Here is a 13,045-nt window from a genome sequence, read left to right as displayed (position 1 = left end):
GGGGGGGGGGGGGGCCCCCCCCCCCCCCCCCCCCCCGGCCCCCACGGGGGGGCGGCGGGGGGGGGGGGCGGCCGGGCCCCCCCCCCCCGGGGGGGGCGTGGGGGGGGGGCCGCGCCCCCCCCCCCGAGGGGCTGGACCAGCCGGCCTACCAGCGCGAGCTGACGGTGACGCTGCCCGACGGCCCGCGCCACCTGCGCTGCTGCCTGTCGCGCACCTTGCTCGACAAGCAGGACCTGCTGCTGCTGATCGCCGAGGACATCACCGCGCCGATGCAGGCGCGCGCCGAGCTGCGCGACAGCGAAGAACGCTACCGCGCCGCGTTCGGCCAGGCCGCCGTGGGACTGGCCGAGGTGTCGGCCGACGGCAGCTGGCTGCGGGTCAACCGCAAGCTGCTCGACATCGTCGGCTACAGCGAGGACGAGCTGCTGCGGCTGCGCCTGTCGGACATCGTCTCGCCCGAGGACTGGCAGATCGACGCGCCGCTGCTGCGCAGCCTGGCCGCCGGCGCGCTGCAAAGCTCGAGCCGCGAAAAACGCTATCTGTGCAAGGATGGCCGCGCGGTGTGGGTCAAGGCCACGGTGGCGGCGATGCGGCCGGCCGGCGACCAGGCCAGCCTGGTGGCGGTGATCGAGGACATCTCGCAGCGCAAGCAGTTCGAGGAGGAGCTGCTGCACCTGGCCAGCCACGACGCGCTGACCGGCCTGGCCAACCGCACGCTGCTGCTCGACCGCATCGGCCAGGCGATCGCCCAGGCGCGCCGCAGCGGCCGCCAGGCGGCGCTGCTGTTCCTCGACCTGGACCGCTTCAAGACCATCAACGACAGCCTGGGCCACGACGCCGGCGACCGCGTCGTGGTCGAGGTCGGCCGCCGGCTGCAGCAGGCCGTGCGCGAAGCCGACACGGTGGCGCGGCTGGGCGGCGACGAGTTCGTCGTGCTGCTGGCCGACCTGCCGCACGAGCGCGCCGCCGGCGCGCTGGCGCAGAAGATCCTCGAGGCGCTGTTCGCGCCGATGCTGATCCTGGGCCACGAGCTGTCGCCGGCCAGCAGCATCGGCATCAGCATGTATCCGAAGGACGGCGCCGACGGCAAGACCCTGCTCAAGAACGCCGACGCCGCCATGTACCAGGCCAAGGCCCTCGGCCGCGGCAACTACCAGTTCTATTCGCACGAGATGAACGCGCGCACGCTGGACCGGCTCACGCTCGAGAGCGGCCTGCGCCACGCGGTCGAGCGCGGCGAGCTGCAACTGATGTACCAGCCGCAGATCGACCTCGGCAGCGGCATCGTGGTCGGCGTCGAGGCGCTGCTGCGCTGGCATCCGGCCGGCGAGCAGCTGGTCATGCCCGACGCCTTCATCCCGATCGCCGAGGAAACCGGGCTGATCGTGCCGATCGGTGAATGGGTGCTGCGCACCGCCTGCGCCCAGCACGTGGCCTGGCGCCGCGCCGGCCTGCGCGACGTGCGCATCGCCGTCAACCTGTCGGCGCGCCAGTTCCGCCAGCCCGGCCTCGACGCGATGGTGGCGCGGGTGCTGGCCGACACCGGCTGCCACGCCCGCTGTCTGGAGCTCGAGATCACCGAAACGGTGCTGATGGAGCGCCCCGACAGCGCGGCCCAGACCTTGCAGCGCCTCAGCGACATGGGGGTGCAGCTGGCCATCGACGATTTCGGCACCGGTTATTCCAGCCTGTCCTACCTGAAGCGCTTCCCCATCCACGCGCTGAAGATCGACCGCTCCTTCGTGCGCGACATTCCGGACGACGCGGACGACGCCGCCATCGCCGGCGCCGTCATCGCGCTGGCCCACAGTATGGGCTTGACGGTGGTGGCCGAGGGCGTGGAAACGCCGCAGCAACGCGACTTCCTGCGCGGCCAGCGCTGCGACCAGGCGCAGGGCTACTATTTCAGCGAGCCGGTGAGCGCGGTCGCGCTGGCGCGCATGCTCGGCGACGACGCCCCCCTGGCGCCGGCCGGCCACCACCGATTGCCCGGAGCCTGACCATGTCCCTGCCCTCGCCGTTCTCGCTGGAAGGAAAACGCGGCCTGATCATCGGTGTCGCGAACCAGCACAGCATCGCCAGCGGCTGCGCCGCCGCGGCCGCCGCACTGGGCGCGCGGCTGGTGTTGAGCTGCGCCGGCGACGCCGCCGTCCCCTACGCCGGACCGGTGGCGGCCGCCATCGGCGCGCCGCTGCTGACCTGCGACGTCGAACGGCCCGGCGACCTCGCCGCGCTGGTGCGGCAGGCCGCGTCCCGGCTGGGCGGCCTGGATTTCGCGATCCACTCGGTGGCCTGGGCGCCGGCCGACGACCTGCACGGCCGCGTCACCGACAGCAGCAGCGCCGGCTTCCTGCGCGCGATGCAGATCTCCTGCCACTCGTTCGCCGAACTGGCCCGCCATTGCGAACCGCACCTGCGCCAGCGCGGCGGCAGCCTGCTGACGATGAGCTACCTGGGCGCCGACGAAGCGGTGCCGCACTACGGCGTCATGGGCCCGGTCAAGGCGGCGCTGGAGTCGCTGGTGCGCTACCTGGCGCTGGAACTGGGGCCGCAAGGCATCCGCGTCAGCGCCGTGTCGCCGGGCCCGGTGCCCACGCGCGCGGCCACGGGGCTGGAACAGTTCGACGCGCTGATGCAGCGCGCGCGCGAACGCTCGCCGTTGCGGCGGCTGGTGACGCTGGACGAGATCGGCCGGCTGGCCGCCTTCCTGGCCGGCGACGGGGCCAGCGGCATGACCGGCCAGACCATCTACGTCGACGCCGGCTACCACGCGGTCAATTAGCGCGCGGCGTGCCGGCCGCCGATCGCGGCTTCAGGCATCGAAGCGAGAAACGGCGCCAGCCGCACCGGCCGTCCCGGCAGGTAGCCCTGCACCAGCGCGCAGCCAAATTGCCGCAGGAAGCCGAGGTGGGCATCGGTTTCCACGCCCTCGGCAACCACGCGCAGCTTCATGTTGCGGCCCAGGTCGATGATGGAACGCACGATGGCGCAATCGTTGGACTCGTGCGGCACGCCGCGCAGGAACAGGCGGTCGATCTTGAGCGAACTGATCGGCAAGGCCTTCAGCAGCGACAGCGACGAATAGCCCATGCCGAAATCGTCCAGGCCGATCTCGAAGCCGAGGCGCACCAGTTCGGTCATGATAGGCAGCGCTTTTTCGATGCGCTGCATGATGACGCCCTCGGTCAGCTCCAGGCAGATCCGGTCCGGCGCGATGCCGGCGGCGGCGGTGATCGCCATCAGCTCGCGCGGCAGTTCGCTGTCGAGAAATTCCGGCGCGGCCATGTTGACGTGCACCCGGATCTGCGGCATGCCCGACGCCTGCAGCAGCGGCAGGTCGCGGCACACCTGCTCGATGACCCAGCGGCCGATCAGCACGATCAGCCGGCTTTGTTCGGCCACGGGGATGAACTGGTCCGGCGGCACCACGCTGCCGTCGGCTTTCCGCCAGCGGATCAGCGCCTCCAGCGCCACCACCCGCATGTCCTGCGTGTCGCATATCGGCTGGTATTCGAGGAAGAATTCATCCCGCTGCAGCGCATCCTGCAGCGCCGACAGCATCAGCAGCTGGGCCGCCACGGCGCCTTGCTGCATATCGTTTTCGCTGCCGAAGTAACTGACCAGGTTGCGGCCGTTGCGCTTGCTGACGTACATCGCCACGTCGGCCGCGTGCAGCAGGCGCGCCGTGTCGCGGGCGTGCTGCGGGAACAGGCCGACGCCGATACTGGCCGATACCGACAGTTCGTGGCCCATGTAATTGAAGCGCGTGCGCGCCGCCTCCAGCACGGCCCCGGCCAGCTCGTCGAGCGCGGACTCGCCGAGGCCGGCCGGCGCCATCAGCGCGAACTCGTCGCCGCCCAGCCGCGCCACCACCGCGCCGCCGGGCGCCAGGCCACGCAGCCGGTCGGCGAACTGGCACAGCACCACATTGCCGGCGGCGTGCCCGAAGCCGTCGTTGATGGGCTTGAATTGGTCGAGGTCGATGTACAACAGGCCGAACGGACTGCCCTGCTCGCAGGCGGCGTCCAGCAGTTCATGAAAGTGGGCGCGGTTGATCAGGCCCGTCATTTCATCGGTCTGGGCCAGCACCCGCACCCGCTCCTGCTGGATCATGCGCTGGGCGGTCTGGGCGATCAGCGCGCTGATCGATTCGGCCAGGCCCGGCAGCTGCGCCTCGCGCTGACGCGGCGCGACGCTGAAAAATTCCAGCACGCCGGCGCAATGCAGGGCGCCGTCGGCGGCGACATAGGTCACCGGGAAGAAGAAGCCCGATTGCAGGCCGCAGCGCTGCGCGGCCTGCACCCGCGCCATGTCGGCGTGCGTGGCGCTGGCGTCGACCCATTGCGCCCGGCCCTCCAGCCAGGTCTCGCCGACCAGGCCCTCGCCCGGCCTGACCGCCAGCGCCGTCGCCGCGGCGCGGAATTGCGCATAGTCGCGGTCGGCCGTGTGCCAGACATGCCGGCAGCGCAGCACCTCGTCCGCGCCGCTGTGTTCCAGCGCCCAGAACGCGCCCCAGTCCCAGCCCAGCTCCTCGCACACCAGGTGGATGATCTTGTAGACCGCCTCGTCGAAGGTATCGGTGCCGATCAGGTAACGGGTCAGCGCGAAGTTGAAGCGCTCGCGCATGGCGGCGCGCTTGGCGCCGGTGATGTCGGTCAGCATGCCGGTGGCGACCGGCCGCTCCGCCGCCGCCAGCGCCTGCAGGCGCAGCCAGCGTATCCCCTGTTCGTCCTCGATGACGCGGAACTCGCAGGTTTCAGCGCTGCCGTGCCGGCTGATGGCCGACAGCGTTTCAGCCAGCAAGGCCGTATCCTCGGCCACCACCTTGACCGCCCAGCGCTCGCCCGCGTCGCCGGCCCCGACGCCGAGCAACTGCAAGGCAACCGCCGACAGGCGCATCTGCGAGGTCTGGCGCACCATCGACCAGCGGCCCAGGCCCGCCAGCTCGTCGACGGGATCGGCGCCTGCCGTGAACGCGAGGTCCAGGCCGTGCGCGCCCACGCCGCAGGCCCATCCTGCCGGGTCGTTCTGCTGGCCCGGCGCATGCCGGATGGGACGAGGCGTTACAACGGAGTGCTCCATAGCGATTCCTGACAGTAGTTAAAGGCGTGCTCGCCTGCCAGCCGAACCGGGGCAATACGTTCAAAACGCCCTATTAACGATCACTTTGGCGATCGCGCGCACCACTGCATGGAATTCCTGCACCGCAGCTAAGCGCCGGGAGGCGGACGGCGGGCGCGACCTCTGGCATGGCATGGACATGCAGAATCCGTGCCAACTTGCAAACCGCTAGTTCAGGAACGGGAAAGGGACTTCAGGCCGACCGTGCGCGGCGGCGCGCCAGCCATGCCACCAGGCCCAGGCCGCCGAGCATCATGCCCCAGGTCGATGGCTCGGGCACGGCCGCCGTCAGCGACACGCCGTCCAGCAGCAGGAACGGTGGCGCACCGGGCGCACCGCCCTGGGCCAGGAAGGATAGCGCCTGGCTGACGCTGGTCGCGGTGAAGCTCATGGTCGCGGTTTTCCAGCCGCTGAAGCCGCCGTCGGCAATACTCAGCGCGCTGGTGTTCTGGCTGGCGCCGCCGAAGCCGACCAGCCAGGAGTTGCCGTTGTTGGCGCCGTCGAAACCTACCTGCTGCGCCAGCGCGTAGTCAAACTTCAGCGTGTAGGCGCTGCCGACCGACAGGCCGTTGATGGTTTGCGACAGCGTGCCCGGGTAATACAAGGCGTCGGAGGCGAACACGTTGACGCCGTCGGCCGAGGCGCTGTAGCCGTTGCCTTGGCTCTTCAGCCAGATGGCCGAGTTGTAGGTGTTGGCGATGCTGCTGTCCAGCACAAAGTTGTAGCCGCCGTCGTTGCCATTGCTGCTGGTCCAGCCGGTCAGCGTGGTGCGGTTGGCGTCGTTGGTGACGGTGGAGGAAAGCTGCTTGTTGGTGCCGTTGGTGGTCGACTCGAAATTGCCGTTGGTGACCAGGTTGGCGGACGCGTGGGCAAAGCCGGCGCTCAGGGCGGCGATGGCGGACAGGGACAACAGAATAGATTTGATGCGCATGACGCAAGCTCCAGTATTGACGGTAAGTGGCGGGGAAACTGCCGGCGATTTTGGGGCCGACGACAGCTCGACGATGGCACTCATGTCGAACTGGGTTTTAGCATGCGCTTTTGTTAAAACCAACCAAAAGTCATTGCAATGGGGCCATTCTATCAGAATACCTTTTCAGAAACTAAAATATTCTAAAAACAATTTGTATTTCTTTTTATCAATTACCTTGAGTGAATACAAGAACCTGCGGAGGTCTGCCAGCCCCCCGCAATGCCGCGCAGAATTTTTTTGTTTTGTATTAATGTTTCCCTTTTTAAGCTTGGGAATTGAGCATGAACGGCGATCAGCGCACCAACAAAACCATCAGTTCCGCGGTGGAGCACGGCATCTGGCTGGCGAGCTCGCAGGGTTCCGCTGTGGCTTGGGCCTATATGCAGGCGTATCACGTGCCGGTCGATGCGATACGCCGCGTGCTGGCCTACCCGGAAGCGCGCCGAAAGTCCGGCAGCGGCTGCTGCCGCTAGCCGGCGGCGCCGGCCCATGGTCAAATCTCCAGTCGATACGCTCAATCGGCGCCGGCTGGAATCACGGACAACTCCGCGACGCTGGTCGTGCCGTTGCGCCAGACGTCGTCCAGCGCGGTGAAACGGAAGTAACGGGCGTTCACGGCGGCAAAGCGCGCCTGTTGGCTGTCGGGGTTGTTGCGGATGTTGGCGAAGGTGCCGCGCTCGATGGCGGCGGTCCAGTGCACGCCGTCCTCGCTGGTGTCGAAGCGGTAGTTCTCGACCGTGCCGTTGAGCTGCCCGTCCTGGCGCGGCACGTAGACCAGGCCGCCGATGCGGTGCACCTGGCCCATGTCGACCGTGATGGCATGCGGCAGCTTCAGGTCGGCATCGCCGCCGGTATCCCAGTACGTGGCCGGATCGCCGTCGATGGCGAACCCGGCCGGCTGGCCGGCTTGCTCGCGGTCGACCGCCACCACCTTCCAGCCGCGCGGCGACAGGCCGATGAAGTCGCGCCGGCCGACCACGCCGAGGCGGCCGCCGGGCAGCAGCCGCGCAGCCCGCACCACGCCGCTCGCCGCCAGCGCCAGCGGCGCGCTGTAGACGGCCGAGCCGGCGTTGGGCGCCGAGCCGTCGGTGGTGTAGACCAGCGTGCCGCCGGCCGCATGGCTGATGGCCACCCTGCCCTCGGCGTCGCGGTCGGCGATGGCCGGCGGCAGCAGGTCGGTCGACTGCAGGTACAGACCCACCTCGGCCAGCGTCGGCGCCAGCCGCGCGCCGGTGATGCGCACCCGCACGCGGTCGGTGCTGACCGGCGCCCGCAGGCGCACCAGCCGGCGGTGGCCGACGGTGGTCAGCTCGTCCGAGGCGATCGCTTGGGCCGCGATCCAGGCCGTGCCGTCCCAGGTCTCGATCACGAACGACTCGATGCGCTGGCCGCGGCGGTCCACCGCCTCCTGCAGCGACACCACGTCGAAGCGGACCGGCTTGGGCAAGGCCAGCGTCAGCGTGCCGCCGCTGCGTCCAGGCGCCGCCTCCCACCAGGTGTCGAGCTTGCCGTCCAGCGCGGCGCCGGCGGCGTGGCCCGGCGCCGCGTGATCGGCCGACACCTTGGCGCCGGCCGCCAGGTCGGCGGCGAAGGTGGCGCGCAGGATCTCGGCCGTCTGGCCCAGCGCCGTGACCTGGTCGTCCGGCAGCAGGCCGCGCTGGTCGGGCGACAGGTTCAGGATCAGGTTGCCATTGCGGCCGATCGACGAGTAAAAGATGTCGACCAGCTGGGTGACCGGGCGCGGCCGCTTGTCGCGGGCCCAGAACCACTGGCCGTTGGCCAGCATGGTGACGTTGGTCTCGGCCGGATACCACCACAGGTGCGATCCCGGCTTGAGCTGGTCGCGGCCGCCGAGCTCGCCGTGCATGTCGGGCCAGCGGAACTGCTCGGGCGCGGACGGCAACGGGATCACGCTCCACTCGGTGGTGCGGCCGTAGCCGCTTTCCGTACCGACCCAGCGCACGTCCGGCCCCTTGCCCATGATGACGGCCTGCGGCTGCAGCTTGCGGATCAGGTCGTACCACGCCTCGTAATCGTAGGTTTCCGCCACGCTGGGGTCGGGATTGGCGCCGTCGAACCACACCTCATGCACCGGGCCGTATTGGGTCAACAGCTCGTAAAGCTGGTTGAGGAAGTAGCGGTTGTAGTCGTTGACCCGGTAGCGGTAGGACTGGAAGCCCGGCGTCGGGGCTCGCCCTTTGGACGGGTCGCTCTGGAAGCTGGCCGGATCGGTGGGAATGGCCGACATCACGGCCGGGCTGCCGTTGCCGTAGTAGCCGGCCGGATTGGACGGGTTGGTCTTGAGCTGGTACAGGTCGGCCGGCGACAGGTAGATGCCGAGCTTGACGTCGGCCGCGCGCGCGGCGTCGGCCACCTCGCGCACCAGGTCGCCCTTGCCGCCGCGCCACGGGCTGGTGGCGGACGAGTGCCCGGTGTAGCGGCTGGGCCACATCGCGAAGCCGTCGTGGTGCTTGGCCACCAGCACGATCATCTTGCCGTCGAACTGCTTGACGGCGCCCAGCCACTGCCGCGCGTCCAGCGCGCCGGGGTTGAACAGCGCCGGAGCCTCGCGGCCGCTGCCCCACTCCACCTCGTTGAAGGTGTTCACGCCGAAGTGCAGGAAGAAGGTGCGCTCCAGCCGCATCCAGGCGCTCTGGTTGGGACGCGGCAGCACCTTGGCCGCCTTCTCGGCCTTGACGGCCTCGCTGTCGCCGTCGGCGATCACATGTTGGGTCGCATAGGGAATCGGGCTGGTCGCCGCCTGCGCGCCGGCCGCCAGCGGCAGCAGCAGCGCGGCCGCCAGCGCGGTGATGGTGTTTCGTTGCATGGAAAGATATCCTGTCGACGGGTTATTTGGCCAGCAGCTCGACGCCGAGCGGCTCCAGCCGCAACGTGCCCGACCACTGCTTGCCGCCGAGTACGCCCGTCATGGCGCCATCGATCGCCACGTCGCGGGCCTCGCCGGTGGTGTTGACATACAGCGTTCGGCCGTCGACCGTGCGGGCGTAGACCCCGTCCGGCGTCTTCGGCCCCGGCACGATGCCCAGGCTGGCGTACAACTGGCGGTACAGCGGCCGCATGATCTGCGGCTGGGCCGGCGTGGCGACGTAGATCGCCCTGCCCTTGCCGTAGTTGTTGACGGTGATCGCCGGCGGCGTGCCGTCGACGTTGCTGAAGCGCGCCAGCGCCTGCGCCGTCGACGGTTCGAGCACCTCGTAGTGGCCGATGCTGCCCTTGACCTCCTCGTCGCCGATCTTGACCTGCAGCGTGCCGCCGTTATAGAACTCGTTGGTGCGCAGCCCGAACACATCGGTCAGACGGCCCGGCAGCGGCGTATCGAACCATTGGTTGTGCTCGTTGACCTTGTCCGACCACGCGGTCATGATCACCGTGCCGCCATCGCCGACGAACTGGCGGATGGCGTCGGCGCTGGCCTGGTCCATCAGGTACAAGCCCGGCACCACCAGCAGGCTGTAGCGGCTCAGGTCTTCGTGCGCGATATTGATGACGGCGACGTCGATATTGTCCTTGAACAGCGGTTCGAACGCGTTGTGCGCCTGCGTCAGGTACGGCGTGTTGAGGTAGGGGCGCACGGTGTTGGTGTTGTCCGGCCCGACCGGGTTGGTCGCCTGCATATTGTCGAACGAGTAGGCGAAGGCCACCTTCGGCTGGGTCATGCGCGGGAAGCCCAGCTTTTGCAGCTTGTCGAAATCGGCCGCGATGGTGGCGAACTCGCCCAGCTTCCAGGACGGCCGGTCGTCGTGGTCGAGCAGGCCGAACAACGCCTGCTCCTCGCCGCCCAGGTGGCTGTTGTAGGTCCACGCCAGCACCGCCTGCGATCCCAGCAGCAGGCCGAAATGCGCCCACATGCGCGAGCGGCCCTTGGTGCCGTAGTAGCCCGGACCGCCGGCGGTGAATTCGTTGAACCAGATCGGCGTCGACATGCCGCCTTTCATCATCAGCGCCTCGAAGCCGGAGCCGACCGGCGAGCCGGGATAGAAACCCATCGCGCCGTAGTGGGCGTAGTCGCGGTAGCTCGACAGGTAGTCGAAACCCTTGCGCCCGGCGCTGTCCCACAGGTTGGAGATGGCCGGCTTGTCCGGGGTGTTTTTCCTGCGGATCGCCTCCAGGTCCTTCAGCGTGGCGATGGTGACGTCGGACCAGTAGCGGCGCAGGTCGATCTGCCGCTCGTAGGCGCCGGGGCCGTCGCCGTACGGCAGGCGCACCTCGTCCCAGGCGCCGATGCGGCGCGACCAGCGCTGCGTGGCCCATGCCTGGTTGAGCGCGGCGATGCTGCCGTACTTCTTCTTCAGCCAGACGATGAAGCGCTTGCGGTCGGCCTCGGAATACGACATGAAGCCGTTGCCGATCTCGTTGTCGAAGCCGATCGCCAGCAGCGCCAGATGCCTGGCGTAGCGGCTGGTGAGCTTGTCGGCGAAGCGCGCCACCAGGCGCTTGTAGTCCGGGTCGCTGATATTGTCCATGTAGCGCTCGGCCGCATCGAGGTGCGTGCCCTGCTGCGTGACCAGGTCGACGCCGGGGTATTTGTGGTGCAGCCACAGCGGCGCCGGCAGCCCCGCGATGTCGACGATGACGCGGATGCCGGCGGCGTGCATCTGGTCCATGATCCAGTCGAAGGTAGCGAATTCGAACTTGCCTTCGGACGGTTCGAAATAGTCCCACGACAGGTCGCCCATGCGCACCACCTTGAAGCCGGACTGCCGCATCAACGCGATGTCGCGCGCGATCTGCGCGCGGCTGCGGTCGACCGGCTGGTAGCAGGTGCCGACGAACAGCTGGCCGGCGCCGGGCCAGTCCGGATGGCCGGGCGCGCCCTGCGCCCAGGAAGGGGCGGCGCCAGGGCCGAGAGCGGCCAGCGCCAGCGTGCAGGCGGCGGCCAGGTGTTTGAAGCGCTGCGTCATTTTCCATCCTCCTTGGTCAAGGTCACCAGCGCGATGTCGTTGCTGCGCATGGGCACGGTGAGGGCGAAGGCGCCGTCCTTGCCGATCCGGACCACGCGGTCGGTCTCCGGCGCATCCTTGGTCAGCGCGTGCAGCTGATCGACCTGGGCCGGCGTCAGCGTCTTCGGCGCGCCCATCTCGATATAGGCCGAGTACGCGTCGTTGGCGCGGAAGCCGCTGCGGCGCACCTGCAGCCGGTACTTGCCCGGCTTGACATGGCTGACCCGCATCGCGACCGGCGCCGACGGCGACGACGGCACGACGCGGCTGTAGAACGGCCGGTTGCTGACCTTCTGCTCCGGCTGCTGGAAGTCCCACACCAGCGCGGCCACCGTGTTGCCATCGGACGTAGCCATCACCTGCGCGTCCTGCACGGGAATCTCGTTGCCGCGCAAGGCATGCAGGTATTTATAGGCGAAGTAGGCCGGCTTGCGGATGCCCTGCGGATTCATCAGGCCGAAGCCGCCTTCGAACGGCTTGGACGGCGGTCCCGGTTCTTCGAACAGGTCGGTGTAGGTCCAGTAGCTCATGCCCTGCACCAGGCCCTTGGTCCCCTTCAGCTTGCTGAGGATGTACGGCGAGCTGATATAGGAATCGTGCACCAGGTCGCGCGGCGTGTAGCTGGTGCTCCACTCGGTGAAATACATCGGCAGCGTCGGAAACTTCGAGGCGGCGATCTGCTCGCGCACGCGCCGCACGTCGCCGATGATGGCGTCCGGCGACGGCGACAGCTTGGTGTCGCCCTCGCCCTTTTCGTCGAGGAAGCCGCCGTCGACGCCATAGGTGTGGGTGCTGACGAAATCAACGGCGGCGCCGCTGCGCGCCACATGGTCGAGGAATTCCGGCACCCAGGCGGCACCGGCGGTCGACGGCCCGCCCACGCGCAAGGCCGGATCGATCGCCTTGATCGTGTTGGCGGTCAGGTCGTACAGTTCGAAATAGGCTTTCTGGTCGGCGCGCTCCCAGAAGCCGTCCAGGTTGGGCTCGTTCCACACCTCGAAGAACCAGCTGCGCACTTCGGCCTGGCCATAGCGCGCCTCGACGTGCTGCACGAACGCCGCGATCAAGTCCTTCCAGGCATCCGGCTTCGGATGCGAGGTGTTGCCTTGCCAATAGAATATCTGGTTGTCCGAAGTCGCCATGGCCTTGGGCGTGAAGCCCAGCTCGACGAAGGGTTTGATGTTGCGCGCCAGCATACGGTCGTACAACTGGTCGATCTTGGTCCAGTCGTAGACGGTCTTGCCGTTCTCGACGCGCACGGTGCCCAGCACGTCGTGGAAGATGGCGTGGAAGCGCAGATAGCGGAAGCCCAGCTCGTCGACCGTGGTCCGCAGTTGCGCCATGCTGTCGTCGCGCAGCAGCGTGCCCGGATAGTCCGAGCCGACCGACAGGTCGAAGAAACGATCGAGCGGCTTGAGCGCCTGGGCGGCATCGACGAGGATGCGGCGCGGCGCCGGGTGCCCGGCGTCCGCCACCGGCGCGGCCGACAGCGGAAGGCAGATCGAGGCGAGTGCTGCCAGACAGGTACGGCGGAAATGCTGCATTGAGTTGCTCTCCTTGTTTATTTTTGCTGATTATTGGCGGGATGCTAGCATCCGCGCTGCGCGGCCGACATAGCGAAAGGGGAGCGTTGCGTTATATTGTGAGTCGTTTAGTGATTTTCGTTACGCCGATCGCCTCCCTGCTGACGGTTCCGCCAACCGGGTGAATTCTGCGGGCTGGCGCCGGGGACGGCAATTACAAAAAATACCGTCAACGCGTACGTTTTCTCGCAAACGACCCAGCCGCCCGGCTGGCGGAAAATCAGTAGTGATCGCATTCGGCAATTTCATTCGCGCCGCGACGCCGTCAAGCGAACCACCTGGGCCTTGCGCGGCGCCGATCCGGTGGACAGGCATATCAACACGATCATGGACTACTCGCTGTACTGGTTTATCAGCATCCAGCAGTATTACCAGTACACGGGGGACCAGGCGTTCGTGCAAAGCGT

The 13,045-nt window shown here is 68.1% G+C and carries 8 protein-coding genes; 3 read left to right on the top strand and 5 right to left on the bottom strand.

Annotated elements, in window-relative coordinates:
• Together ACCD07_RS24310 and fabI are read left to right on the top strand one after the other, a co-directional pair.
• Window positions 1-2,000: putative bifunctional diguanylate cyclase/phosphodiesterase (locus ACCD07_RS24310; RefSeq protein WP_413448821.1), on the top strand; the 2,000-nt coding region annotated here is incomplete at its 5' end.
• A gap of 2 nt (window positions 2,001-2,002) precedes the next feature.
• Window positions 2,003-2,782 carry an enoyl-ACP reductase FabI gene (gene fabI / locus ACCD07_RS24305; RefSeq protein ID WP_176651546.1) on the top strand — a complete coding sequence of 260 codons (780 nt, stop codon included), beginning with the start codon at window positions 2,003-2,005 and terminating at the stop codon, window positions 2,780-2,782.
• Here the strand turns inward: fabI and ACCD07_RS24300 are convergent.
• Window positions 2,779-5,082, bottom strand: coding sequence for a putative bifunctional diguanylate cyclase/phosphodiesterase (locus ACCD07_RS24300; RefSeq protein WP_413448820.1), 2,304 nt, complete (start codon window positions 5,080-5,082; stop codon window positions 2,779-2,781). The two genes, fabI and ACCD07_RS24300, sit on opposite strands and share 4 nt — an antisense overlap.
• A gap of 232 nt (window positions 5,083-5,314) precedes the next feature.
• Window positions 5,315-6,052 (bottom strand): PEP-CTERM sorting domain-containing protein, encoded by a 738-nt coding sequence (locus ACCD07_RS24295; protein WP_413448819.1) that lies wholly within the window; start codon window positions 6,050-6,052, stop codon window positions 5,315-5,317.
• A 323-nt stretch (window positions 6,053-6,375) separates the two neighbouring features.
• Here ACCD07_RS24295 and ACCD07_RS24290 point away from each other — a divergent pair, with 323 nt between their 5' ends.
• A complete protein-coding gene (locus ACCD07_RS24290) occupies window positions 6,376-6,567 on the top strand; it encodes a hypothetical protein (protein ID WP_176651549.1) in 192 nt (63 codons plus the stop codon).
• 41 nt (window positions 6,568-6,608) lie between these two features.
• Here the strand turns inward: ACCD07_RS24290 and ACCD07_RS24285 are convergent, their stop codons facing one another.
• The 3 genes from ACCD07_RS24285 to ACCD07_RS24275 are packed head-to-tail and all read right to left on the bottom strand — an operon-like array spanning window position 6,609 to window position 12,599.
• Window positions 6,609-8,921: an alpha-L-fucosidase gene (locus tag ACCD07_RS24285; RefSeq protein ID WP_413448818.1), complete on the bottom strand. Its 2,313-nt coding sequence runs from the start codon at window positions 8,919-8,921 to the stop codon at window positions 6,609-6,611.
• 22 nt (window positions 8,922-8,943) lie between these two features.
• On the bottom strand, window positions 8,944-11,016 hold the full coding sequence (locus ACCD07_RS24280) for a beta-galactosidase (RefSeq protein ID WP_413448817.1): 2,073 nt from the start codon (window positions 11,014-11,016) through the stop codon (window positions 8,944-8,946).
• Entirely contained in the window at window positions 11,013-12,599 is a 1,587-nt protein-coding gene (locus tag ACCD07_RS24275; protein ID WP_413448816.1) for a GH39 family glycosyl hydrolase, read from the bottom strand. Before ACCD07_RS24275 ends, ACCD07_RS24280 begins: the two co-directional genes overlap by 4 nt.
• Window positions 12,600-13,045 lie beyond the last annotated feature (446 nt).

It is taken from the genome of Duganella sp. Dugasp56 (genome assembly GCF_047304105.1).
In the GTDB taxonomy this organism is placed as follows: domain Bacteria; phylum Pseudomonadota; class Gammaproteobacteria; order Burkholderiales; family Burkholderiaceae_D; genus Rugamonas; species Rugamonas hordei.
This window is presented reverse-complemented; position numbering and strand designations above follow the sequence as displayed.